At 63.0% G+C, this 23,649-nt stretch carries 19 protein-coding genes; 8 read left to right on the forward strand and 11 right to left on the reverse strand.

Annotated features, from left to right (window positions below):
* The first annotated feature begins 140 nt into the window (after positions 1-140).
* Positions 141-983, forward strand: a complete 843-nt coding sequence (locus ACZ9XP_RS16400; protein WP_465188796.1) for a flagellin N-terminal helical domain-containing protein — start codon at positions 141-143, stop codon at positions 981-983.
* 54 nt (positions 984-1,037) lie between these two features.
* Here ACZ9XP_RS16400 and ACZ9XP_RS16405 read toward each other — a convergent pair whose 3' ends face one another.
* A complete protein-coding gene (locus ACZ9XP_RS16405; protein WP_147683554.1) occupies positions 1,038-2,192 on the reverse strand; it encodes a GGDEF domain-containing protein in 1,155 nt (384 codons plus the stop codon).
* Positions 2,193-2,373: 181 nt separating this feature from the next.
* Entirely contained in the window at positions 2,374-3,027 is a 654-nt protein-coding gene (locus tag ACZ9XP_RS16410; RefSeq protein ID WP_147683551.1) for a GntR family transcriptional regulator, read from the reverse strand.
* Between the two features lie 271 nt (positions 3,028-3,298).
* Between ACZ9XP_RS16410 and ACZ9XP_RS16415 the strand changes: the two genes are divergently transcribed.
* The 3 genes from ACZ9XP_RS16415 to ACZ9XP_RS16425 all read left to right on the forward strand — a co-directional run bounded on the left by ACZ9XP_RS16415 (position 3,299) and on the right by ACZ9XP_RS16425 (position 8,114).
* Positions 3,299-4,636: a glutamine synthetase family protein gene (locus ACZ9XP_RS16415; protein WP_147683549.1), complete on the forward strand. Its 1,338-nt coding sequence runs from the start codon at positions 3,299-3,301 to the stop codon at positions 4,634-4,636.
* A gap of 83 nt (positions 4,637-4,719) precedes the next feature.
* Positions 4,720-6,087, forward strand: coding sequence for an aspartate aminotransferase family protein (locus ACZ9XP_RS16420; protein WP_147683547.1), 1,368 nt, complete (start codon positions 4,720-4,722; stop codon positions 6,085-6,087).
* Positions 6,088-6,203: 116 nt separating this feature from the next.
* Positions 6,204-8,114 (forward strand): hypothetical protein, encoded by a 1,911-nt coding sequence (locus ACZ9XP_RS16425; RefSeq protein WP_147683545.1) that lies wholly within the window; start codon positions 6,204-6,206, stop codon positions 8,112-8,114.
* 85 nt (positions 8,115-8,199) lie between these two features.
* Here ACZ9XP_RS16425 and recN read toward each other — a convergent pair whose 3' ends face one another.
* From recN to ACZ9XP_RS16465, 8 genes are all read right to left on the reverse strand, one after another.
* Positions 8,200-9,861 carry a DNA repair protein RecN gene (gene recN, locus ACZ9XP_RS16430; RefSeq protein ID WP_147683543.1) on the reverse strand — a complete coding sequence of 554 codons (1,662 nt, stop codon included), beginning with the start codon at positions 9,859-9,861 and terminating at the stop codon, positions 8,200-8,202.
* A 9-nt stretch (positions 9,862-9,870) separates the two neighbouring features.
* Positions 9,871-10,746, reverse strand: coding sequence for an NAD kinase (locus ACZ9XP_RS16435; protein WP_147683541.1), 876 nt, complete (start codon positions 10,744-10,746; stop codon positions 9,871-9,873).
* Positions 10,743-11,390, reverse strand: coding sequence for a response regulator (locus tag ACZ9XP_RS16440; RefSeq protein WP_147683539.1), 648 nt, complete (start codon positions 11,388-11,390; stop codon positions 10,743-10,745). The genes ACZ9XP_RS16435 and ACZ9XP_RS16440 overlap by 4 nt, the downstream gene beginning before the upstream one ends.
* Positions 11,390-13,681, reverse strand: a complete 2,292-nt coding sequence (locus ACZ9XP_RS16445; protein ID WP_147683537.1) for an ATP-binding protein — start codon at positions 13,679-13,681, stop codon at positions 11,390-11,392. The genes ACZ9XP_RS16440 and ACZ9XP_RS16445 overlap by 1 nt, the downstream gene beginning before the upstream one ends.
* 114 nt (positions 13,682-13,795) lie before the next feature.
* On the reverse strand, positions 13,796-14,335 hold the full coding sequence (gene msrA / locus ACZ9XP_RS16450) for a peptide-methionine (S)-S-oxide reductase MsrA (RefSeq protein ID WP_147683534.1): 540 nt from the start codon (positions 14,333-14,335) through the stop codon (positions 13,796-13,798).
* Positions 14,335-15,240 (reverse strand): histone deacetylase family protein, encoded by a 906-nt coding sequence (locus ACZ9XP_RS16455; protein WP_465188797.1) that lies wholly within the window; start codon positions 15,238-15,240, stop codon positions 14,335-14,337. Before ACZ9XP_RS16455 ends, msrA begins: the two co-directional genes overlap by 1 nt.
* Positions 15,234-15,467, reverse strand: coding sequence for a DUF1653 domain-containing protein (locus ACZ9XP_RS16460; protein WP_147683530.1), 234 nt, complete (start codon positions 15,465-15,467; stop codon positions 15,234-15,236). The genes ACZ9XP_RS16455 and ACZ9XP_RS16460 overlap by 7 nt, the downstream gene beginning before the upstream one ends.
* A 48-nt stretch (positions 15,468-15,515) precedes the next feature.
* Complete coding sequence (locus ACZ9XP_RS16465) at positions 15,516-16,001, reverse strand: GNAT family N-acetyltransferase (RefSeq protein ID WP_465188798.1); 486 nt, start codon at positions 15,999-16,001, stop codon at positions 15,516-15,518.
* A 30-nt stretch (positions 16,002-16,031) separates the two neighbouring features.
* On the opposite strand from ACZ9XP_RS16465, the gene ACZ9XP_RS16470 reads away from it, so the two are divergent.
* From ACZ9XP_RS16470 to ACZ9XP_RS16485, 4 genes are all read left to right on the forward strand, one after another.
* Entirely contained in the window at positions 16,032-16,994 is a 963-nt protein-coding gene (locus tag ACZ9XP_RS16470; protein WP_147683526.1) for a tRNA-dihydrouridine synthase, read from the forward strand.
* 293 nt (positions 16,995-17,287) lie between these two features.
* The gene (sbcD, locus tag ACZ9XP_RS16475) at positions 17,288-18,508 is read left to right on the forward strand and encodes an exonuclease subunit SbcD (protein ID WP_147683524.1); all 1,221 of its coding nucleotides are present in this window, start codon (positions 17,288-17,290) and stop codon (positions 18,506-18,508) included.
* The gene (locus ACZ9XP_RS16480; RefSeq protein ID WP_147683522.1) at positions 18,505-21,918 is read left to right on the forward strand and encodes an SbcC/MukB-like Walker B domain-containing protein; all 3,414 of its coding nucleotides are present in this window, start codon (positions 18,505-18,507) and stop codon (positions 21,916-21,918) included. The genes sbcD and ACZ9XP_RS16480 overlap by 4 nt, the downstream gene beginning before the upstream one ends.
* A 20-nt stretch (positions 21,919-21,938) precedes the next feature.
* Positions 21,939-22,877, forward strand: coding sequence for a DUF4394 domain-containing protein (locus ACZ9XP_RS16485; RefSeq protein ID WP_147683520.1), 939 nt, complete (start codon positions 21,939-21,941; stop codon positions 22,875-22,877).
* Between the two features lie 108 nt (positions 22,878-22,985).
* Here the strand turns inward: ACZ9XP_RS16485 and ACZ9XP_RS16490 are convergent, their stop codons facing one another.
* Positions 22,986-23,564 carry an HD domain-containing protein gene (locus ACZ9XP_RS16490; RefSeq protein WP_147683518.1) on the reverse strand — a complete coding sequence of 193 codons (579 nt, stop codon included), beginning with the start codon at positions 23,562-23,564 and terminating at the stop codon, positions 22,986-22,988.
* Between the last annotated feature and the right edge of the window lie 85 nt (positions 23,565-23,649).

Raw genomic sequence — 23,649 nt, forward strand, 5'->3', positions numbered from 1 at the left:
TGTCTTTTATCGATGGCAAGCGTCATGGCTGTGGTTTCTGTGGCTGCCGAGCGGGAAAAAGTGTTTTGCAACAGTACTTTGTTATTGAATGTGGTGGGGTTGGCACTAGAATGAATTATCAGTAGCCGAGGTGCGTCACCATGCCACTCAGCATCAATAGCAATCTTTCTGCCCTCAACAACCAGGCCCAGCTGCGGCAAACCGAGCAAGCCAAAAAGCAAGTGCTGGCCCAGCTGGCCTCGGGCAAAGGCATCAATAGCGCCGCCGATAACGCGGCAGGCCTGGCCGTGGCCGAAGGGCTGCGCAGCCAGCAGCTAGGGGATACCCAAAGCATACGCAATGCCTACGATGGTATCTCGCTCACACAAACGGCCGATGGCGCGCTGGCGCAAATTACCCAGAACAGCCAACGCATAGAAGAGCTGGCAGTGCAGGCTGGCAACGGCACACTTAGCGCCGATAACCGTGCGGCTTTGCAAAAAGAAGTCGATCAGCTGACCCAGGCGAACTCCCAGATAATCGAGAGCACCACGTATAACGGGCAGCCGCTGTTTAACGGCGGCAACACGGCCACCTTCCAGGTAGGCGGGCAGGGCACGCCGGAAGCGCAGCTGAGCGTTACCGCAGCCGACCTGACCAGCGGTGCCAGTAAGCTCAATGGCTACAGCAGTAATGCCAATGCAACAGGCACGATTGATTTGTCCAACCCTGGTGCGGCGCTGTCGCAGATACAGTCTGATCTCAAACAGCTGGGCAACTACCGCGCAGACCTGGGGGCAGCGGCCAACCGTTTTGGCACGGCCATCGAAAACCTCACCACCTCGTCCATCAATACCGAAGCGGCGCGCAGCCGCATACAGGATGCCGATTACGCGGCAGCCAGTAGCGAACTGGCGCGGCAGCAGATTCTGAGTAATAGCAGCCAGGCCGTGCAGGCACAGGCCAACCTGACGCCGCAGTACGCCATCAGCCTGCTGCGCTAAGCGGATAGCGGCAAAAAGCCCCTTGCCTGGTGCAAGGGGCTTTTTTTATGGGGCTTACAGGGTTTGCGTGCTGCTCTGTACGCAGTTGCGGCCATGCTGTTTGGCCTGGTATAGCGCCATGTCGGCTTCCATCACCAGCTGGCGCAGCGAACCCTGTCCCGCGATACCGCTAGCCATGCCGATGCTGGTCGTTTGCAAGACCTGCTGGCCGTCGCTGGTCTGGATGGCATGCGCGGCCAGTGCGCTGCGGATGTTTTCGGCAATGACGGGCGCCAGGTTGGCTGCATTGCCCGTCAGCATCATGACAAATTCTTCGCCACCGCTGCGGGCATACAGCGCATCAAACGGGGCAAGCTGGGTGTGCAGCAAACGGGCCAAGTGGACCAGCACGTCGTCGCCGGCCTGGTGGCCGTAGCGGTCGTTTACCTGCTTGAAGTAATCCAGATCCAGCACCAGCAAGGCCACGGGTTCCCCCGGCTGTGCTGCCAGCCTTTGCTGCGCCTGCTCCTGGAACGCCCGGCGGTTGTACAGGCCGGTGAGCGGGTCGCGCATGGCCAGCTGGTACAGGCGGATTTCCAGGCTTTCGAAGCAAACAAAAATCAAGGCCAGGATTTTGGCAAACTCCAGCAGGATCAGCACAAAGTTGGCCACTGCAAAGTACGGCGAGCCAGCCAGCTCGCCATGGCCAAAGTACATCGCCAGCATGATGCGGCCTGCCTGGCCCAGTATCAGCATGCATACCAGGGTGGCAATCAGCCGGTAGCCCAAACGCCGCCGGTGCGGGCTGCTGGCGAACACTTTCAGGGTGAGCAGGTTGAACAGCATGTAGCAGGCGCTGTATAGCACGGCACGCTGTGCAAAGTAGTCCGGGCCATTGGATATGCCTACCAACAGCACACTGGCCAGTAGCACCAGGGCCAGCTGCGCGCGCCAGCGCACCGGGCGCTGCTCCAGCGCCAGTGCACCGCTCCAGGTAAGCGATAGCGCGATAAACAGCACGATATTGGCAACGTCTACCGACAACCAGGCGGGAATCACCGGCCGCAGTGCAATCAGCAGCATGCTGATACTGGCCAGTATGCCGCCGATGCCCCAGTGGCGTAGTGCCCGTTCCTGCGGGTAGCGCAGGCCCATCAGCAATACGGCCAGGGTCAGGAGCGAGAAGGTGGTGAGTTGCACCACGTACAGCGTGCCTAGATGCAGTTGCATTGCCTGCTTTGCTTGAAACTGGGGGTGCTAATGATAAGCAATGCTTACGGCGGCGTCGACTATGCGGCTTGGCGGCGCTGACAAGCTGGCGCAGCTCAGCTGTACCAAGGTGCGTCGACACAGTCTGTACCCGTAGTAAGGCAAGGCGGCACTGCGCAGGGTAGGGGGCTGTTAGCGACGCTTAGCCCGCGCGGCATAGACCCCGAAGATAGCTGCCGGCGGTGCGTAGGTCTTGCTCGATAGCGGCGCGCACGCCATCTGCATCGTTGGCCAATAGCGCTTGCAGCAGGGCACTGTGGGCGTCGTTCATGGTTTTCCACACTGCCAGGTCCTGATGCAGCTGGTTGGAAATGGGGCCCACGTACAGCCACACGGTTTCGATGAGCGACAGCAACACCGGCGAGCCGCTGGCCTGGTACAGCAGCAGGTGGAACTGCTCATTGGCATCAAGGTAGGCTTTTACGTTGTCTGCTGCGATGGCGGCGTCCATGGCGTGGCAAAGCGCGGCCAGCTGGCTGCGCTGTGGCTCGCTTAGCTGGCGGGCGCCCAGCCAGGCAGCCTGGCCTTCCAGCAGGATACGGTTGAGCAGGATGTCGTCAAACTGGCTCACCGTCAGCTGCGGCACGGCCACGCCGCAGTTGGGGATGTTCACCAGGGCTTTTTCTGCGGCCAACCTTTGCAGGGCGGCGCGCACCGGCATCTGGCTCACGCCCATTTCGTCGGCCAGATGCTTGATTTTCAGGCGTTCGCCCGGCAGCCAGCGGCCCAGCATCAGCCAGTGGCGCAGCGTGTCGTAGGTTTCGTCTTGCAGGGTAGAGGCGTTGGCAGTCTTCATGGCGTCTTACAGCGGTTGCCTGCGGATGGCACGGTTGCAGTACGGCGTGCGCTGCGCGGGCTTAACAGGTTCTAGGGGCGATTGGCGCCCGCCAGCATAGCAGAAAGGCGACAGCCTGCGCCGTCAATATTTGATCAAATATTGACGGTAATATTTGATCAAATTTATATTGCCAGCCATCAAGCCTGCATTTGCTGCGGTTTTCTGTTTTGCAAGGGATGGATCGCTGGGCAAGGACGGGAACCAACGCTGTGACCAGAGGAGAACGACCATGAACGAGACACTGGCCGCGTTTATACGCCAGCATCATATACACGAAATCGAGTGCGTGATACCGGACATGACCGGCGTGGCGCGCGGCAAGATCGTGCCCAAGAACCTGTTTCTGGCCGAAGACAGCATGAAGATGTCCAAGGCGGTGCTCACCATTACCGTCAACGGCGAATTTGCCGAGTTCGAACGCTTTGCCGGCGCCAACGACCCGGACATGGTGTGCCGGCCCGACCCGGCCACCATCCGCCTGGTGCCATGGGCCATCGAGCCGGTAGCGGTGGTGATTCACGACTGCGAGGATTTTGACGGCAAGCCGGTGGGCATTTCGCCGCGCGCCGTATTGCGCAAGGTGCTGAAGCTGTACGAAGACAAGGGCTGGCGCCCGGTGGTGGCGCCAGAGATGGAGTTTTACCTGATCCGCCAGAACAACAACCCGCACGAGCCGCTGCGCCCGCCCTCGGGCCGTGCCGGGCGATCCGAGGTGGGCCGCCAGTCGTTTTCCATCGATGCGGTCAACGACTTTGACCCCTTCTTCCAGGAGTTGTCCACCTTTTGCCAGGCCGCCCAGCTAAACGTGGAAACGCTGATCCACGAAGTGGGCGCCGCGCAAATGGAGATCAACTTCAGCCACGGCGACGCCATGTCGTTGGCCGATCAGGTGTTCCTGTTCAAGCGTGCGGTGCGCGAAACCGCCTATCGCCACAATATCTTTGCCACCTTCATGGCCAAGCCGATGGAAGGCGAGCCGGGCAGCGCCATGCATATCCACCAGAGCATCGTCAGCAGCGACACCGGCGACAATATCTTCTCGCTGCCGGATGGCAGCCCCAGCCCGCTGTTCTTCCACCACATTGGCGGCATGCAGCGCTACCTGCCGCAGGCCATGCCGATGTTCGCGCCCTACGTCAACAGCTACCGCCGCCTGAGCCGCCACACCGCCGCGCCGATCAACGTGCGCTGGGGCTACGACAACCGCACCTGCGGTATTCGCATTCCGCCATCCGGCCCCGCTGCGCGCCGGCTGGAAAACCGCGTGCCCGGCGTGGATGTGAACCCCTACCTGGCCATGGCTGCCACGCTGGCCTGCGGTTACCTGGGCATGGTGCAGGCCATTGAGCCCTCTGCGCCCATGGATGACAGCGCCTACGACATGGACTACGAGCTGCCACGCAGCCTGGAAGACGCGGTAGAGCTGATGCAGGCCTGCCCTGAGCTGGCCGATATTCTGGGCAATGATTTTGTGCAGGCGTTCTGCGCGGTAAAAGAGAAGGAGTTTGAAACCTTCAACCGTGCCATTACTGCCTGGGAGCGCGAGCACCTGCAGCTGCACGTCTGAACGCATTGCATATCGATAAAATAATCATGCGGCGCAGCCCCAAGGTTGGCCGCATCATGCGCAATACAAAGGAGCACAACACCATGACACCACCCCGCCACGGCATAGACTGGGACAAAGCCCAAGCCCTGATGGCCGCCGAACGCGATGCCTTTATCAGCCGCATGCCGCGCTCGCGCGCGCTGTCTGCCGATGCGGCCAACCATCTGCTGTTTGGTGTGCCACTGCACTGGATGAACGACTGGTCCACGCCGTTTTCGCTGTATGTCGATGAGGCACGCGGCGCCCGTTTTCGCGACGTGGACGGCCACGACTATGTCGATTTTTGCCTGGGTGACACCGGTGCCATGTTCGGCCATAGCCCGCAGCCGGTGGCCGACGCCATCGCCCGCCAGTCACAGCGGGGCTATACCGCCATGCTGCCCAGCGCCGACGGCGTGTGGCTGGCAGAGGAGCTGGCGCGCCGCTTTGGCCTGCCGTACTGGCAGTTTGCGCTGTCGGCGTCGGACGCGAACCGCTTTGCCATTCGCTGGGCGCGCGCCATCACCAAGCGCAGCCAGGTGCTGATTTTCAACGGCTGCTACCACGGTACGGTGGACGACGTGTTTGTCGACCTGGTAGACGGCCAGCCGCAAACCCGCGACAGCCTGCTGGGCCAGGTGTACGACATCACGCAGCACACGCGCAGCATCGAGTTCAACGATCTGGCCGCGCTGGAAGCCGCGCTGCAGGACGGGCAGGTGGCCTGCCTGCTGGCCGAGCCGGCCATGACCAATATCGGCATGGTGCTGCCCGCGCCCGGTTTCTGGCAGCAAGCGCAGGCACTGTGTCGCCAGTACGGCACGCTATTGCTGATAGACGAAACCCACACCATCAGCAGCGGACCTGGCGGCTACACCGGCGCCTACGGCCTGCAGCCGGACCTGTTCGTGGTCGGCAAGCCGGTGGCTGGCGGCGTGCCGTGCGCGGTATACGGCTTTACCGAAGATGTTGCCCGCCGCGCCGAAGCGGCCAAGCGTCAGGCACCGCCGGGGCATAGCGGCATCGGCACCACACTTACCGCCAACCTATTAGCCATGGCCGCCATGCGCGCCAACCTGGCCCAGGTGATGACCGACGCCGCCTACCAGCATATGTTCGGCCTGGCCGAAAGGTTGGCCGCAGGGCTGCGCGACGTGATCGCCCGCCACCAGCTGCCGTGGTGCGTGACCCAGGTGGGCGCGCGTACCGAGTTCCAGTTCACTGCCACACCGCCGCGCAACGGCAGCGAGGCCGACGCCATTCTGGATGGCGAGCTGGAGCACATCGTGCACCTGTTCTTGCTCAATCGCGGGCTATTGATCACACCGTTCCACAACATGATTCTGGTGTGCCCGGATACGCGGGTGACCGACGTGGACCGCTTGGTGCAGGCGGTAGATCAGTTTGCCACAGCAGTGTCCATTCGCTAGCTAGCTGGCCACAGGCCGGCACGCAGCCCGCTGCCTGCCTGTGGCTATGCTATTGCACTGTGGTGTTTTGCCTTGCGTTTGCTACACTGTTGTACCCCCCACGCCGGCTGCACGACATGAACGCACAGCACACCACCGACGAACAAACCCCCGCTACCCGCTACGATCTGATCGTGCGCCTGCCTGAAGCCCCCGATATGGAACAGCTGAAGCAGCAAGCCAGTACCCGCTTGCAGCTGGGGCAGGAAAAAGCCACACGCCTGATGCAGCACCTGGAGCAGCGCGGCGCCACCCGTATCAAGGCCGATATCCCGCAGGAAGAGGCCGAGCGTACCGCGCAAAACTTCCGCGATGCCGGCTTTCAGGTGGAAATGAAACCGGCACTGGCCCTGCTAGACAAAAACGCCATCCTGGCCGACAGCGAATGCCCTGGCTGCCAGCGCATGATGCGGCCCACCTCACAGCGCCAATGCCCGTATTGCCATATTTATCTGGATAAGGTGGACCCGGAAAAGCTGCGCCTCAAGCAGATACGCGAGGAAGAGCTGCGCAAACTGAACGCCCGCCTGCAGCGCGAGAGCGAGCTGGGCGGCCGCCAAAATCATGAAGACAGCGAGCGTGCGCTGCGTAACCGCATCCGCGCCGAGCTGGAAAAAGAACTGGGCCTGCACCAGCCATGGCTGGCATTTTTTCGTGGTAGCCGTGGTGTGCTACGGGCTGGCACTATCGTCGTCTTGCTGGGCGCGGCGTTCTTTGGCGGCTACCGTCTGGCTTCGCCGTCCGGGCAGGCACTGGCCCCTGAACAGCGGGCTGCGCTGGCGCAGGGCATGTTGAACCAGATCATGGGTGGCGGGCTGGCAGGCCAGCCGGCCGACCTGGAAGCTTTTGCCCAGTCGCCGGAGGGCGCGGCGCTGGCGCAGGGCAGCAGTGATTCATTGCTCACCACGCCGGTGGCTGGCGTAGCGGGCGGTAGTGGCGAGTGGCAAGGGGTGGCCGCCAGCGTGCAAAAGGTGTCAGCACAACACGCTGCCGTATTGGGCGAAAAGCAAAACCTGGCGCTCGCGCTGGTGGTGGCGCTGGCTGAAAGTGGCCAGGCACAGCGCGCCAACGAGCTCTTGGCCCGCTTGCAAGCCACGCCTGGCTACCAGGCAGGCAGTGCCCGTGGCGCCGAGCTGCTGGCCGGTGCCTGGACACTGTTGCAACGCCCTGGCGGCATCAGCACGCAAGCGCTGGACGAGCTCGCCACCGAGGCCAGCCAGCTTAAACCACAAGATGCCGCCCTGTTCTATGCGCGCGTTGCCAGCATGCTGGCAGCCAAGCCGCAGCTCTCGCCCGGCGTATGGCAAGCCTGGCAGGATAAGGCCAGCGCCCAGCTGCCACAGCTGTCCGGGGCCGTCATGCGCGACTACACCACCAGCCAGCTGCAGCGCTGGCGCGCGCAGGCACTGCTCAATGCCTTGCAAGCCAATGCCGCCAAGGGGCGTTGGGCCGAGGTCAAACCGCTGCTAAGCCAGCTGCAGGCCAGCCACGCCGCCACACCCGGGCCGGTGTTTGGTCTGCTGCTAAGCCAGGGCGAGTTGGCCGCGGGCAATGCCCCGGCCGCTGCCAAGCAGCTGCAGCAAGCGTATGCACAGGCTGTGCAGGCCGCGGCCAAGGGCGATACCGCACTGGGTGCGCTGGCGGACCACCAGGGTGCACTGGCGATAGCGCCCCTGCTGGCACAACTGGATGCCACCGTGGCTGCACAGCAAGCCAGTATGCAGGCGCCGCTATACAGTGCCATGGCCAGCATGGCAGCGGCGGCGGGCATGGCAGACGCCAGCACGCTGTACCAGCAGCGCGTGGCTGCCGCACTCACCGGTAGCGAAGGTCGCGACGAGCAGATTCTGGCGCTGAGTGTGGCGTGTAGTACGCGGCTGGCACAGTATTACCTGCGCGCCCGCCAGCCGGCACTGGCAGAGCAGCAGCTACGCAAGGCCGCCGCTGTGGTGGTGCCACTGCTACCTGCTGCGCCAGCGGCTGGCTGAGGCGCTTGACGGGGCCATCCCCAACAAAGCCCAAGGGCCTGTCGCCATGCGACAGGCCCTTGGGCTTTTGCCTTGTGCGGCGGGCTCAGGCGTTGTTGCCCAGCATCTCGCTGGCGTGCTGACGGGTGGTGGCAGTAATGTCTTCGCCGCCCAGCATGCGGGCGATTTCCAGTACACGGCCTTCGCCATCCAGCGGGCTAATGCGGCTGACTGTACGCCCGTCAGTGCTGCTTTTGCTGACGCGCCAGTGTTGGTCACCACACGAGGCAACCTGTGGCAGGTGGGTGACGCACAGCACCTGGTAGCGCTGACCCAGCTGTTTAAGCAGCTTGCCCACCACCTCGGCCACGCGGCCGCCGATCCCTACGTCCACCTCGTCAAAAATCAGCGTCGGTACGCTGGCCACCTGGCTGATGACCACCTGCATGGCCAGGCTGATGCGCGACAGCTCGCCACCAGAAGCTACCTTGGCCAGCGGGCGCAGCGTGCTGCCCTGGTTGGCCGCCACCAGGTATTCGATGGTTTCCAGGCCGTGGGCGGTGGGCTCGCTGGCGGCCGATAGCTCGATGGCAAAGCGGGCGCCTTCCATGGCCAGGCGCTGCATTTCGGTGCTGATGCGCGCCGATAGCTCGCTGGCTGCCTGGCGGCGTTTGCCAGACAGGCTTTCGGCCTGCGCACGGTAGCGCGCCAGCGCGGCGGCTTCGGCGGTGGCCAGGGCTTCCTGGTCAGTGGCGGCTTCCAGTGCGGCCAACTGTGTTTCCCAGTCGGCCAGTTTTTTGACCAGGTCTTCCGGCTGGCAGCGGTACTTGCGTGCCATGCTCATCAGCGCGTCGATGCGCGCTTCGACCTGTACCAGCTGCTGCGGGTCGTCGTCAAAGCTGCTGCCGTAGTCGCGCAGGCTGTACACCACTTCGCGCAGCTCGGCGTCTACCGAGTCCAGCAGCGCCAGCGATTCAGCCAGGCGCGGGTCGAAGCCGGATAGCTTGCCCAGGCGGTTCTGTACCTGCGACAACAGCGACAGGCAGTTGCCATCCATATCGGACAACACATCCACCGCCGACTGCGCGGACTGCGCCAGCTCGGCAGCATTGGCCAGGCGCGAGTGCTGCTGGTTCAGCTGCGGCCATTCATCGGCTTGCAGCGCCAGCTCGGCCAGCTCGCCGATTTGCCAGGTCAGGCGTTCGCGTTCCACTTCGGACTCGCGCAGGCGCTTTTCGGCGTCTTCGCGCGCTTTGCGGGCGTGCTGCCAGTCTTGCCAGGCGGCGCGCACGTCCCGCGATAGCTGGCTGGCGCCGGCGTAGGCGTCCAGCAGGCCGCGTTGCATCTCGGGCCGCACCAGCGACTGGTGCGCGTGCTGGCCGTGGATGTCTACCAGGTATTCGCCGATAGCCTTGAGTTGGGCCTGGGTAGCTTGCTGGCCGTTGATGAAACTGCGCGAACGGCCATTGCGGTCGACCAGGCGGCGGATCAGCAGCTCGCTATCGTCGCCGGACAGGGCGTTGTCGGCCAGCCAGGCTTGCAGGTCGGGCTGGCGGGCGATATCGAAGCTGGCGCTGATTTCGGCACGGTCGGCGCCGTCGCGTATCTGGCCTGCCTCTGCGCGGTCGCCCAGCAGCAGGCCCAGCGCGTCCAGCATGATGGATTTGCCGGCGCCGGTTTCACCGGTGAGTACGGTAAAGCCGGGCTCGAACTCCAGCTGCAGCTGGTCCACGATGACAAAGTCTTTGACGTTGAGCGTAAGCAGCATGGTGTTATCTCACAGCAGGCGCTCGCCCCAGTGGAGCTTGTGCCGCAGCATGTCGTAGTAGTTGTAGCCGATGGGGTGCAGCAGCTTCAGCGTGTTGCGGTAGCTGCGCACGATGACGCGGTCCATTTCCATCAGGTCGCAGTGCGACTGGCCGTCGAAATGCACGCGGGCGTCCAGGCCGCGCGTGAGCATGAAGGCCACCTCGCAGCTATTGCTGATGGCAATAGGGCGGTTGCTGAGGGACTGCGGGCAGATGGGCACCAGCGCCACCGCTTGCAGGGTGGGGTGCAGGATGGGCCCGCCGGAGGCCAGCGAGTACGCTGTGGAGCCGGTAGGGGTGCTGATGATCAGGCCATCGGAGCGTTGGCTGTAGACAAACTGGTTGTCCACAAACACCTCGAACTCGATCATGGCGCCCAGGGCGCCGCGGCTGATCACCACATCGTTAAAGGCCAGCGCGCTGGCGATTTCGGCGTCTTCACGAATCACCGAAGCTTGCAGCAGGATGCGCTCTTCGGGCACGAACTGGCCGTCCAGAATGCGGTCGATGGCGTCCAGCATTTCGTGCAGCGAGATATCGGTCATGAAGCCCAGCCGCCCCTGGTTGATGCCAACCAGCGGTACGCGATAGGGCGCCAGCACGCGGGCGACGGACAGCATGGTGCCATCGCCACCCAGCACGATCACCAGGTCGGCCAGCTTGCCCAGGTCGACACGCTCTACTACCGGGTAGTTGCCGCTTTCCAGCCCGGCACAGCTTTCGGCGTCTACGACGATATGAAAGCCACGGCTGGTCAGGTGTGCGGCCAACTTCAGCAACGATTCGATGATTTGTGGCTTGCTATGGCGTGCCACCAGGCCGATTTTATTGAAAAGGCGGGTCATGGTGTGGTGTCTTGCGCGGGTACGGGTTGTACGGCGTCCAGCGCTTTCAGGTAGAAACGTACCAGCTCGGCGAGCGAGTCGATATCCAGTTTTTCGAACAGCTTGGCACGGTGCGCTTCTACCGTGCGCGGCGACAGTGCCAGTTCCTTGGCAATTTCCTTGCTGGAGCGGCCTTCTGCGACATAGCGCAGAATCAGGCGCTCGCGCTCGGTTATGCGCTCCAGCTTCTGGCGTACTTCCTGGGTTTCTGCCTCTTGCTTTTGCTGCTGGATGCTGATGCGGATGGCTTTCTTCAGGCTTTCCAGCAGCTGTACGGCGTTAATGGGCTTGGTCAGGAAATCGACTGCGCCACCGCGAAATGCGCGGCGGCATTCTTCCAGATCGCCATGGCCGGTGATGAAGATGATGGGCATCTGGATGTTTTGCAGGTTCAGCATGTCCTGCAGCGCCAGGCCGGAGGTTTGCGGCATACGGATATCCAGCACCAGGCAGCCGATCTCGTCCGGGCGGAATTTATCCAGAAAGGCTTCGGCATGCTCGAAGGTTTGTACGCGCAAGCCCTGGGTGCCGATGAGCAAAGCGAGCGAGTCCCGTACGGCCGGGTCGTCATCGATGACAAAAATCGTTGGGGTCATGGATGCCATTACACGCTTACTCCTTCGCTTTCATAGGGGGTGGTCATTACCGGTAGTTCAAAATAAAACTCTGCACCGCCAGAGGGCAGGTTGTCCGCGCACAGCACGCCTTCCATGTTTTCAATGATGGTGTGGCTGATGGTCAGCCCCAAGCCCATGCCCTGTGCCTTGGAACTGAAAAACGGCTGGAAGATGCGATTGAGCACGTCTTCCGGCATGCCGGGGCCATTGTCCCGCACACCAACGCGTACGCGGTTGCCACGCTGTTCGGTATACAGGAATAGCCGGTGTTCGCCTGGGGTTTCCATCATGGCTTCCATGGCATTTTTGCACAGGTTCAGGATGACTTGCTCTACCTGGATGGTGTCGGCAAAGACCAGTGGCAGGGCGGTGGCCAGGTCGGTTTTTACCTGTACCTGATGGCCGCGCAGCTCGGGCTCGATCAGGGTCACAATATTCAGCACCGCCTGGTTCAGGTCTACCGCAGAGAACTCTGCCTGCTTGCTGGCCACGAATTCTCTTAGTTTTTTTACGATATGCCCAGCCCGTTGCGCCTGTTTTACCGATGAACGCAAGGCGGTGATGAGCAGGATGCGGTCTGGTTCTTCGTCCTCCAGCATCCCCAGGCAGGCCTCGTTGTAGCTGACAATGGCCGACAGCGGCTGGTTGATCTCGTGGGCAATGCCCGAGGTCATCTCGCCCAGGGTGTTGATACGCGCCACACGGGCCAGCTCGGCTTGGTGCTGCTTTAGCCGTTCTTCACTGCGCTCCAGCGCCTCGGCCATGCGCTGGCGTAGCGGTGCCATGTCGCGAAAGGTAATCACCAGCCCGCGCATGACGCCATCCGGGCCAGGCAGGGGGGAGACGGTGCCTTCTACGTAGAACACTTTGCCGCCCTGGTCGATGTAGGCGTTTTCTGGCAGGTCGACCTTCTGGCCACTGGCCAGGCAGCTTTGCAGCGGGTCCAGCATGGCTTCCCGGGCCAGGTCGAAGCGCAGGCGCCATAGCTCGCTGACCGGCCGGCCAATGGCCAGCGCTGCAGCTGTATTCAGTAGCAGGGCGGCCTTGGGGTTGAGGTATTCCACTTGCAGGTCGCGGCTCATCACCAGTACGGCGTCGTCAATGTTTTCCAGTGTCACCATGGCCTGCTGCCGTTCGCGGTGCAGCGTGTCGTGGTAGTGCTCGCGCTGCATCCGCTCGTTGTGTTGCGAGGCGGCAATCAGCATCAGCAGAGCGTTGATGAGTGCCGAGGCCCCCATGGCGAGTGCGTACAGATACCAAGGGATATGCCCGGGTGAGGTTGGCCGTGTGATGGATAGCTTGTACGGGAAGTAGTCGCGGTCTATGGCCACCTCGGTATAGCGGGCCGGGAACAGCCAGTCACTGAGCCAGCTACCATTTTGTGCGTTTTGTGGCGGGCGGATGTTGATGACCGGGCTGGCCTGCATGGGCAGGGTGGGCAGCAGGCGGATATTGAGCTGCTGGGTGTTGCCGCTTTGCATGGCGAGCAGTGTTTCGGCCTTGATGCCTACCGTAATCACCCCGATGGCGGCGCTGATGCGCTCGTCGGGCGAGGGTGGCGCTACGCCTTCGGCGTAAATGGCTTTGACAAAGCCAAAGCCATGTCCGCCTTCGCGCATCTGGTAGGGCTGGGTGATTTCAATGTCGCTGCTACGGATGGCGCGCTGTACGGCCGGGCCCAGGATGGCATCCTGCAGGATGTCCAGACCCTGCATGAAGCTGTACTGGTTGGCCGCAGGCGGCTCGGCGTCGACCAGCGGTATATAGAATGGCCGGGCAGGGGAGGGACGCCATAGCTGGTTGTTCAGCCAGCCTTGGTCACCATTGCCCTGGTAGTCTTTGATGAAAAACGGCTGGTAACGCTGAAAGCTGATCGAGGCTTCGTAGTTTTCACGCTCGGCCAGGCTGACTTTGGGCTGAAAGCCCATCAGATAGATATACGGGTAGCGGTTGCCTATGCCTTGGGCGTACTGGCGAAAGCGCAGCTTGTCCATGCCGTAGTTGGCCGCAGACAGCTCGGTGAAGCCGTACACGGCGGTTTCGCAGATCAGCAGGCGTTCTTCCAGCGTTTTCTTGATATGCAGGCTGGCGGCATCAAACTGCTGCTGCCGGCTTTCTTCGGTCAGCAGGATGGACACCACCAGAATGGCCATGGACAACAAGGCCCACAGCAGCAAAAAGGTGCCCTTTGCACGCCAGGGCAGTTCTTTGACAAGGTGTGGCCATTGCCGGATGCGGAAAAAACCAGTGTTGGCCGGGGCGTGCTCGCTTGGGGTCATGGGGGCCGCTACGGTATCGGGGGGCTAATTGTAACGCAGGATCGCCATCAATCTGCAATTGGCATGCGCCTGGCCGGGGTGGCCGGCCAGGCCTGCCTTGCATCTCGGGCGCTTTTAGCTGTTTTTCAGCAATGCCGGTGCGCTGCGGTACAGCTTGTGCAGTTTGGGGGCGATCACCACCTGGCAGTAGCCTGCGCTCTGGTTGCGCGCGTAGTAATCGTGGTGATAGACCTCGGCCGGGTAAAAGTGGCTGGCAGGTTTCACTTCGGTCACGATGGCTGCAGGGTAGTCACCGCTGGCGTCCAGCTGCTGGATGAAGGCCAATGCTTGCTGTTGCTGGCTGTCATCGTGGGTATAAATGGCGGAGCGGTACTGCGTGCCGACATCATGGCCCTGCCGGTTGAGCGTGGTGGGGTCGTGCGTCATGAAGAACACCTGCAGCAAGGTGGCATAGCTGATGGTGTCCGGCTGGTAGTGCAGCTCGATGGCTTCGGCGTGGCCGCTGTCGCCGCGACACACGCTTTCGTAGTCCGGGTCGGCCAGGTGGCCGTCTATATAGCCGGGGATCACGGCGGTCACACCTTGCAGCTGGCGGAATACGGCTTCGGTGCACCAGAAGCACCCACCGGCAAACGTGGCTTTGGCGGTATTCATCAGCAAGTTCCTTTCAGGCTATGGCGTGCCAGCAGTGCACGCACGGTTTGGCAATGTATGGCAACTGTATCACCGATGGGCACGGCATAGCCGCCAGCCATCATCACGGCCAGTGGCCATTGTTTTTGTTCGCACAGGTCAAAAACGCAGGCATCGCGCTGCTGCAGGCCGGCCAGGCTCAGGTTTAGCCGGCCCAGGCGGTCGCCGCTATAGGGGTCGGCACCGGCCAGGTAAAACACGATATCCGGCTGGAAACAGGCGGCGAGCGTGGCCAGTGCTTGGTTCAGTGCAGCCAGGTAGTCGGCATCGCCGGTACCATCCGGCAGGTTGACATCCAGCGTAGAGGCCACACGGCGGAAGGGAAAGTTCTTTTCCCCGTGCAGGGACAAGGTAAATACACGGGCATCACCGCTAAATAGCTCGGCAGTGCCGTTGCCCTGGTGCACGTCCAGATCGATAACGGCAGCGCGGCGGATCAGGCCCTCTTGCTGCAGCACGCGGATGCTTACGGCGACATCGTTGAACACACAAAAACCGCCCCCTTTGGCGTGGCCGGCATGGTGCGTACCTCCGGCCAGATTGACGCCGGCGCCATATAACAGGGCGCTGCGGGCGGCAGCCAGGGTGGCGCCTACCGAGCGGCGGCTGCGCTCCACCAGACCAGCGCTCCAGGGCAGGCCGATTTCACGCATGATGGCCGGTGCCACGCTGCCATCGAGCATGCGGCCAACGTAGTCGGCATCGTGCGCCAGCATCAGCTCGGCCGCTGTGGCGGCGGGCGCCTCAGCCAGCCGGTCTGGCGCCATCTGGGCCACCGCTTGCCCCAGCAGGGCGTATTTTTCTGCCGGAAAGCGGTGGCCAGCCGGTAACGGCATGGGGAACTGGTCGGTACGGTAGATCAGCACGGCGTGTCCAGCAGGCGAAAGCGTGGTTGCGTCACGCCATCAATGGTGACCTGTTCGCAAAACATGGCCAGCGGGCGCACCCATAGCCCCATGTCACCGTATAGCGGGCGATACACCGCCATCAGCTCGTGGCTTTCACTGTGGCGGGCAAAGTCGATCAGCTGGTAATGGTTGCCTTTGTAGTGCTGGTAACGCCCCAGAGGGGGCAAGGTGATGTCGTTGGTCATGGCGGGCTCCTGCAAAGTTGGCCGCATTGTGCCGTGTTGCTGCCGGCTTCACAAATCAGCCGGGCGCTGCCAGCTCATGGTCAGAAAAGTCTGGTCCGGTACAAAACCCAGGCCCAGATAGAGTGCCTGCGCGCTGTGGTTACTGTGCGCGGTTTCCAGCCACAGGCTGCCACCGGGCGGAATGCTGCGCAGGATGGCCTGTAGCAATGCAGCGGCAATGCCGTGACGGCGCCAGCCGGGGTCTACATATAGGTCATGCAGCAAATCGTTACGTGCCAGGCTGAGGGTGGAATAGCCGCGGTAGCTCAGTGCCACTGCTACCGGCTGCTCAGCGTGACTCGCCAGCCACAGCGTAGCCTCGCCGGCGCTCAGGCGCGCCTGCAGGTAAACCGCCAGCGCCGTGGTATCGGTGGGCAAGTCATAAAACGCCCGGTATGCCGCTAGCAGCGGCAGGGCAAGGGGAATGTCGCTGACACCGCCCTGGCGCAGGTGGATGCCTGCCGGCGTGGTGTCGGGTGGCGTGCTTGTATACAATGCGCTGCTCCTTAAGTACTGGCGGTAAACATGAAAATTGTACTAGCCCCGATGGAGGGCCTGGTAGACGACGTTATGCGTGATGTCCTGACGCGCATTGGCGGTATTGACCTTTGTGTGACCGAGTTTGTGCGCGTGACCAACTCGCTGCTGCCGGTGCGTACCTTCGAACGCCTGGCCCCCGAGCTGCAAACCGCTTCGGCCACGCGCTGCGGCGTGCCGGTGCGGGTGCAGCTGCTGGGCTCCGAGCCGGAGTGGCTAGCGCAGAATGCCGTGCGTGCGGCAGAAATGGGTGCCGTGGGGGTAGACCTGAACTTTGGCTGCCCGGCCCCTACCGTCAACAGGCACCGTGGCGGTGCCGTATTGCTGAAAGAGCCCGACGTTCTTTATAGCATCGTGCACGCAGTGCGCAGCGCCGTGCCCGCCAGCACGCCAGTTACCGCCAAAATGCGGCTGGGCTACGAAGACACCAGCCTGACACTGGAGTGCGCCCATGCCATCCAGCAAGGCGGCGCGCAGGAGCTGTGCGTACATGCACGTACCAAGGTAGAAGGTTACCGCCCGCCCGCGCACTGGGAATGGCTGGCGCGCATCCGCGAGGCGATGACCATACCGGTAGTGGCCAATGGCGAGGTGTGGACACTGGAAGACTATCAGGCGATTCGCGACATCAGCGGCTGCGATACGGTGATGATAGGGCGCGGTCTGGTCTCCAGCCCCGACCTGGGCTGGCGCATCCGCCATCTGCAGCAAACCGGCGAGATGCTGCCCCCGGCGGCGTGGTCACAGGTGCTGGTCTGGCTACGCGATTTGACTGAACAATGTCAGTTGCGTGCTGATGGCGGCCGCTATGCTGTCAGCCGTAGCAAGCAGTGGGCAAAAATGCTGCAGCGCACCTACGGCGAGGCGGAAAATTTCTTTAATGAAATCAAGAGAATAGAAAGCGAGGGGCAGTTGATGGCGGTGTTTGATCACCATATGGGGCGTGCCTAGGTATTTTTACGCATAGTCACACAACCCCATGAGCCTATATCATTCAATCATCTTCTGAAATTACTGCTTCCTCGCAGCCTGTTCAGAGGCGGGCCTCGGCCCGAACTTACAAAACCTCCTGACTTGTGACGATTCAGGAGGTTATTTTTTTGCCCGCCCATACGTCATAAGCCCATTCCGTATGGGTATCCACCCCAAGCTACTGTCTGTCACACGGCAGCATGTATCTGGCAGTATCCAGTCGGGGTAAAATTGCCCTATTGCAAACCTGCATTATTTCTTCGGCATTATCCATGCGTATTATTCATACCTCCGACTGGCATTTGGGCCAGCACTTCATGGGGAAAAGCCGGCAGGCAGAGCATCAGGCTTTTCTGGATTGGCTACTGCAGCAAGTCGCAGTGCAGCAAGCCGATGCCGTGCTGGTGGCAGGCGATATTTTCGATACCGGCGCCCCGCCCAGCTACGCCCGCGAGCTGTACAACCGCCTGGTGGTGGCCCTGCACGAGCGGGGTGTGCAGCTGATCCTGCTGGCGGGTAACCATGACTCGGTGGCCACGCTGGCCGAGAGCCAGCCCCTGCTGGCACGGCTGAATACCCTGGTGGTACCCGCCATCGACCCCGACCCCGCCCGCATGGTGCACCTGCTACGCAATAAACAAGGGCAGCCGGCAGCGCTGCTGTGCGCGCTACCGTTCATCCGCCCGCGCGACGTGCTGCGCAGCGAGGCAGGGCAGAGCGCCGAAGACAAGCAGCGCTCGCTACAGCAGGCCATTGCCAGCTATTACCAGCAGGTCTACGACGCGGCCTGTGTACAGCGCCAGGCATTGGGCCTGCCGCTGCCCATCGTCGCTACCGGCCACCTCACCACGGTGGGGGCCAGCAGCAGCGAAGCGGTGCGCGAAATCTATGTGGGCGCACTGGAGGCTTTTCCTACTGCGGCCTTTCCACCTGCCGACTACATCGCCCTGGGCCACATTCACCGCCCGCAGGCGGTGGGCGGCCTGGCGCATATCCGCTACAGCGGCTCGCCCATCGCCCTGGGTTTTGACGAATGCCGCCAGCAAAAAGAAGTGTTGCTGGTGACGCTGGGCAGCACCGGCGTGCAGGACATTACCCCCTTGCCGGTGCCGGTATTCCAGCCCATGGCCCAGCTGCGTGGCACGCTGGCCAGCCTGGGACCACAGTTGGCCGCAGCCGCCCAGGCCGGCAGTGCCGCCCAGCCGGTATGGCTGGAGGTGTGCGTGCAGGCCGACGACTACCTGGCCGACCTGCAGCAAAGGCTGGCGCAGCTGTGCGATGGCTTGCCGCTGGACATCCTGCGCCTGCGCCGCGAGCGCCCGCAGCAAGCCGCCAGCCTGGCTGGCCACCCGCGCGAAACGCTGGACGAGCTCAGCCCGCAAGAGGTCTTTGCCCGCCGTCTGGCCCTGGAAACACTCGATGAGGGGCTGGCTGCCGAGCTGGCCACCCGCTACCAGCACATCCTGCAGCAACTACAGGCAGGGCAAGCATGAAAATACTGAGCGTACGCCTGAAAAACCTGAACTCGCTGCAAGGCGAGTGGCAGATCGATTTCAACCAGCCCCCGTTGGCCGATTGCAGCCTGTTTGCCATTACCGGTGCTACCGGCGCCGGCAAGTCCACCCTGCTGGATGCTATCTGCCTGGCGCTGTACCACGAAACGCCACGCCTGAAGAGCATCTCGGCCGGGGGCAACGACATCATGAGCCGCCACACGGCAGACTGCCTGGCCGAAGTGGTGTTCGAAGTGAAAGGCCAGTGCTACCGCGCTTTCTGGAGCCAGCGCCGCGCGCGAGACAAAGCCGACGGCGCGCTGCAGGCCCCCAAAGTAGAGCTGGCACACGCCGATGGCCGCATCCTCAGTACGCAGGTTAACGACAAACTACGCCAGACCATTGCCCTCACCGGTCTGGACTTTGCCCGCTTTACCAAATCCATGCTGCTGGCGCAGGGTGGCTTTGCCGCTTTTCTTAATGCCAGCGCCAACGACCGCGCCGAGCTACTGGAAGAGCTGACCGGTACCGACATTTACGGCCAGATATCGCAGCGCGTATTCGAGCACACCCGCGAGCAGCGCCAGCTGCTGGCCCAGCTGCAATCGCGCGCCAGCGGGGCAGACCTGCTGGACGACGCACGCCGGCAAGCCATGCACAGCGAGCTGGCGCAGTGGCACCAGCAGGCGCACGACAGCGCGCAGGCCACCCAGCGGCTATCGGGGCAGATACGGCAGCAACAAGACCTGCTCGCCGCCCGGCAGGATGCCGCACAGGCTGCTCAGCAGCTGCAGCAAGCCACGCAAAGCTGGCAAGCCGCCGTACCATGGCAAGCCAGCTTGGCTGCGCACCAGCATGCCGCTGCCATCTTGCCGCTGCAGCGTGCCCACCAGCACGCTGCCGAACAGCTGGCACAGCAACAACAGCACAGCCTGGCCCTGCTGCAAGCGCTGGAGCAAGCCCAGCAAAACCTGGCAGCGGGTAAGCAACAGGCGCTGGCGCTGGCGCTGCAGCAGCAGATGCAAGCCGATGCGGCCTTGACGCAGGCCAAAGTCCAGCACCAGCAGCTGGCACATAGCCTGGCCGAGCGCAGCCAGCACGCCGAGCTAGGCCAGTGGTTGCCCCTGTGGCAAAGCCAGCTTGGCCAGCTGGCACAGCAGCGTGAGGCACTACGCGCCGAGCAAACTGCGCAAGCGCATAGCCAGCAACGCCTGCAGCAGCAAGAAGCGAGCGCCGCTACCGTGGCCGCGCGGCTGGCCGCCACGCAGGCAGAGGCACAGCAAGCCGAGTTGGCCGCGCAGCAGGCGCAAGCCCGGTTAGAGGATCTGCTGCAAGGCCAAGACCTGGCCGGGCTACGCCAGCAGTGGCAGCAGGCGCAGCAGCACAGCACGCAGCTGGCCCAGCTGGCCAGCCAGGCCGCCCAGTTGCGAACCCAGGCCGCCAGCCTGCAACACACACAGCAACAGCAACAGGTGCTGCAAGCACAGATAGACGCCGTGCAACAGCAGCTCGACACGCAGCGTCAGCAGTACAAAACCACGCGCAGCATGCTGGCCGACCAGCAACGCATTCTGGCGCTGGAGCAGCGCATCCAGAGCCTGGAAGCACACCGCCAGCAGCTACAGCCGGGCGAGGCCTGCCCGCTGTGTGGCGCGCACGAGCACCCGGCCATTGCGCATTATCAGCAGCTGGACAGCGCGCCTACCCAGCAAGCTATCGCCCGGCTGCAAGCCGAGCTGGAGGCGCTCGAAGAAAGTGGCCTTGCGGCCAACCAGCAGCTGGCCCGGCTGCAAGCCAGCCAGCAGGCAGCCCTGCAGCAACAGCACACCCTGGCAGCCAGCCATGATGCCTTGCTGGGTAGCTGGCGCCTACTGGCACACAGCCATGGCCTGCCAGACGACAGTTGGCAGCACGCCGATGCCTGGCCGGCGCAGCAGGAAGCGGCCGACACCGCCCTGGCGGCCAGGGCGCGCCAGCTGGAGGCTGCCGACGCTGCGAGCCAGGCTAGCCAAGCGGCGCAAAGCAGCGTGGCGTATGCCCGCCAGCGGCAACAGCAAGCAGAGAACGAGCACGCACTGCTATGGCAAGCCATACAAGACGGCCAGCAACAATGGCAGCAGCAAGCGGTGCGGGTAGCGCAGCTGCAAAGCGGGCTTGCCCAGCTGGAGGCCACCCTGGCCAGCAGCCTGACCGATGCGGGCTATGCCATACCTGACGAGCCGGACAGCTGGCTGGCACACCGCCAGCAAGAATGGGTGCAGTGGCAGGCCGACCAGGCCACATTGCACACGCTGGCGCATACGCTGCAGCAGCACACGCTGCACAGCCAGCAGGCACTCAGCACGGTGGCACACTGGCAGGCGCAGTGGCCTGCAGGTGCGGTGCCGGCTCATGCGGCCAACCCTGCCGCCGAGCTGGCAGCGCTGACCGACAGCCTGCCTCAGCTGGCGCAAACGGCCAGCCAGCTACAGGGGCAACAGGCCCAACAACAACAACAGCTGCAGCAGGCCACCGGGACGGCGCAGCAAGCCAGCGCGCAGTGGTGGCAGGCCTTGGCCGATAGCGGCTTTGCTGACGAAGCCGCCTGGCAGCACGTGCTGCTGGATGAGGCCACCGTGCAGCATTACGAAACCCGGCTGGCCTTGCTGGCTAGCCAGCTGGCGCAGCGCCAGGCCGTGGCCGATAGCGCACAGCACAGGTTGGCCGCAGCCGAAGCCCAGGCCGCCAGTCTGCCAGGCCTGGCCGAGCTGGAGCAGGCTTACGCCACGCACGACGCTAGCCGCCAGCAAGCCCTGACACGACAAGGTGCCTTGCAAAGCCTGCTGGACGACGATAGCCGCCGCGCTGCCGAGCACCGGCAGCTGCTGGCCGACATGGCACGCCAGCAGGCCGAGCTGGATATCTGGCTGCGGCTCGATAGCCTGATCGGCTCGGCCAAAGGCGACAAGTACCGCAAGTTTGCCCAAGGGCTGACGCTGGACCACCTGATGCACCTGGCCAACCGCCAGCTGGGCCGCCTGCATGGGCGCTATCTGCTGCAGCGACAGCAGGGGGGTGAGCTGGAGCTGGATATCGTGGATACCTGGCAGGGTGACACCCGACGCGACACCCGCACACTGTCTGGAGGCGAAAGCTTTCTGGTCAGCCTGGCGCTGGCGCTGGCGTTATCAGACCTGGTCAGCCATAAAACATCGATAGACTCGCTGTTTCTGGATGAAGGCTTTGGTACGCTAGACCCGGAAACACTGGATGTGGCGCTGGACGCACTGGACAGCCTGCACGCCAGTGGCAAAATGATCGGCGTGATTTCCCACGTCGAAGGCCTGAAGGAACGCATTCCGGTACAAATACGCGTTCACAAGGGCAGCGGCGGTTTATCTACACTTTCTCTCGCTAGCCGTGGCGCCTGAGGCGCTGCAAAAGGACACGCATGAAGACTCAACGCCAAGCGCTCTACCGGCTGTGCCTACCCGCCCTGGCCGCCAGCCTGCTGGCCGGCTGCGCCAGCTTGCCACCCGAAGCGCCGGGGCCGCTACGCACCGAGCAGCTCTATGCGCTGACGCAGGACATGGTGCTGATCCGCATCAATGCCAGCCAGCCCTCGCGTGAGCTGTCGCGTCAGCCATTGTCGGGCCTGGCTGCGGGTGACACGCTAGTCGGCATCGATTACCGCGTAGCGCGCGGCGTGCTGTACGGCCTGTCACGTGCTGGCCGCGTTTACACCATCGCGCCCGAGAGTGGCCAGCTTACCCAGGTAGGGCCCCCGCAGGTGCTGCCGCAGCTGGCCGGCGAGCGTTTTGGGTTTGATTTCAACCCGGCAGTCGACCGCATGCGCATCGTGAGCGACAGTGGCGCCAACCTGCGCATGCACCCGGATACCGGCGCCCAGATCGATGGCAATGCGGCGCAAGAAGGTGTGCAGGCCGATAAGGCTTTGCATTACGCCGAGGGTGATAGCCTGGCGGGCCAACAGCCTGTGATTCTGGCGGCGGCGTACACGTATAACGCCCGTAATGACAAGATCACCACGCTATACACTATCGACGCGCTGCGCGGCACACTGGCCATGCAAGGCTCAAAAGAGGGTGAGCAGCCTTTCGTGTCGCCGGATGGCGGCCAGCTGCGCACAGTAGGTAGCCTGGGCTTGTCGGCGGATGTGCTGGGTATACAGCCTGGTGGGGTGGGCTACGGTGCCCTGCAAGCGGCGTCGCTGGATATTTCCGACGTCAAAAACACGGCGTTCCTGGCGGCGCGACAAAAACTGGGTGCCAGCCAGCTGTACGAAGTGAATCTGCAAACCGGCAAAGCCACCCGCCTGGGGCGTATTGCCCAGGGTCAGCCGCTGGCCGGGCTGGCGATCATCCCCTAAGCCATTGGCGATCGCGCGCTGGCTTGTCAGGTCGTCATTGCGCGCCAAGCCCGCGCCCAGCAAAAAGCCGCCAGAACTGGCGGCTTTTTTCATGGGGCTTGCGGTATGTCAGGCGCCAAACCAGCCTTGGGTTTCGGCGTAGGCCAGGCGTTCGGCCAGGTAGGCCCACAGCGCCGGGCAGCCTGTTTCGATAGGTTCGCGGATGCGGCCAACCACACGCTGGTAGCTGATACCGTTTTCACGCCAGCTCTGGCCGTTATTGGCCAGGTTCAGCAGTACCGGCATGGCGCGGTCAGCGGCATTGGCAAAGCGTGACTCGGCGCTGTCGGCGGCTTCGAACTCTTGCCATAGCGCCAGAAACGGCTCGCCCTGCGCCGCGGGCAGCAGGCCAAATATACGCTTTACGGCGGCCAGCTCGGCGGCCTTGCGCTCTTCCCAGCCCTCGGTGGCGTAGACGATGGTGTCGCCGGTGTCGATCTCGCCAATATCGTGCACCAGCAGCATGGCGATCACACGGTTCATGTCGACGGGCTCCGGCGCGTAGGGGGCAAGCGACGCGGCCAGCATGGCAATTTGCCAGCTGTGTTCGGCCGAGTTTTCCTGGCGGTCCAGCCCCAGGGGGCGGGTTTTGCGGGTGACACCCTTGAGCTTGTCCAGCTCCAGGATGAAGTCAACGATCTGCTGCATGATGGTGCCTTCGGATAAGAGGCGCCCAGTTTAGCCTAAGCGGTGCTGAAAAAACCTGTCCTGTGTTGTGCCGCCTTGCCGTACT

The organism is Vogesella perlucida, from assembly GCF_979366545.1.

Excerpts from the sequence above, each read along its gene's own strand:
- recN (WP_147683543.1), bottom strand. The coding sequence starts at position 9,861 with ATGCTGCTTACGCTCAACGTCAAAGACTTTGTCATCGTGGACCAGCTG.
- ACZ9XP_RS16470 (WP_147683526.1), top strand. The coding sequence starts at position 16,032 with ATGAAAATTGTACTAGCCCCGATGGAGGGCCTGGTAGACGACGTTATG.
- msrA (WP_147683534.1), bottom strand. The coding sequence starts at position 14,335 with ATGAATACCGCCAAAGCCACGTTTGCCGGTGGGTGCTTCTGGTGCACC.
- ACZ9XP_RS16480 (WP_147683522.1), top strand. The coding sequence starts at position 18,505 with ATGAAAATACTGAGCGTACGCCTGAAAAACCTGAACTCGCTGCAAGGC.
- ACZ9XP_RS16405 (WP_147683554.1), bottom strand. The coding sequence starts at position 2,192 with ATGCAACTGCATCTAGGCACGCTGTACGTGGTGCAACTCACCACCTTC.
- ACZ9XP_RS16420 (WP_147683547.1), top strand. The coding sequence starts at position 4,720 with ATGACACCACCCCGCCACGGCATAGACTGGGACAAAGCCCAAGCCCTG.
- ACZ9XP_RS16400 (WP_465188796.1), top strand. The coding sequence starts at position 141 with ATGCCACTCAGCATCAATAGCAATCTTTCTGCCCTCAACAACCAGGCC.
- ACZ9XP_RS16435 (WP_147683541.1), bottom strand. The coding sequence starts at position 10,746 with ATGACCCGCCTTTTCAATAAAATCGGCCTGGTGGCACGCCATAGCAAG.
- ACZ9XP_RS16410 (WP_147683551.1), bottom strand. The coding sequence starts at position 3,027 with ATGAAGACTGCCAACGCCTCTACCCTGCAAGACGAAACCTACGACACG.
- ACZ9XP_RS16415 (WP_147683549.1), top strand. The coding sequence starts at position 3,299 with ATGAACGAGACACTGGCCGCGTTTATACGCCAGCATCATATACACGAA.
- ACZ9XP_RS16425 (WP_147683545.1), top strand. The coding sequence starts at position 6,204 with ATGAACGCACAGCACACCACCGACGAACAAACCCCCGCTACCCGCTAC.
- ACZ9XP_RS16460 (WP_147683530.1), bottom strand. The coding sequence starts at position 15,467 with ATGACCAACGACATCACCTTGCCCCCTCTGGGGCGTTACCAGCACTAC.
- ACZ9XP_RS16440 (WP_147683539.1), bottom strand. The coding sequence starts at position 11,390 with ATGGCATCCATGACCCCAACGATTTTTGTCATCGATGACGACCCGGCC.
- ACZ9XP_RS16485 (WP_147683520.1), top strand. The coding sequence starts at position 21,939 with ATGAAGACTCAACGCCAAGCGCTCTACCGGCTGTGCCTACCCGCCCTG.
- ACZ9XP_RS16445 (WP_147683537.1), bottom strand. The coding sequence starts at position 13,681 with ATGACCCCAAGCGAGCACGCCCCGGCCAACACTGGTTTTTTCCGCATC.
- sbcD (WP_147683524.1), top strand. The coding sequence starts at position 17,288 with ATGCGTATTATTCATACCTCCGACTGGCATTTGGGCCAGCACTTCATG.
- ACZ9XP_RS16490 (WP_147683518.1), bottom strand. The coding sequence starts at position 23,564 with ATGCAGCAGATCGTTGACTTCATCCTGGAGCTGGACAAGCTCAAGGGT.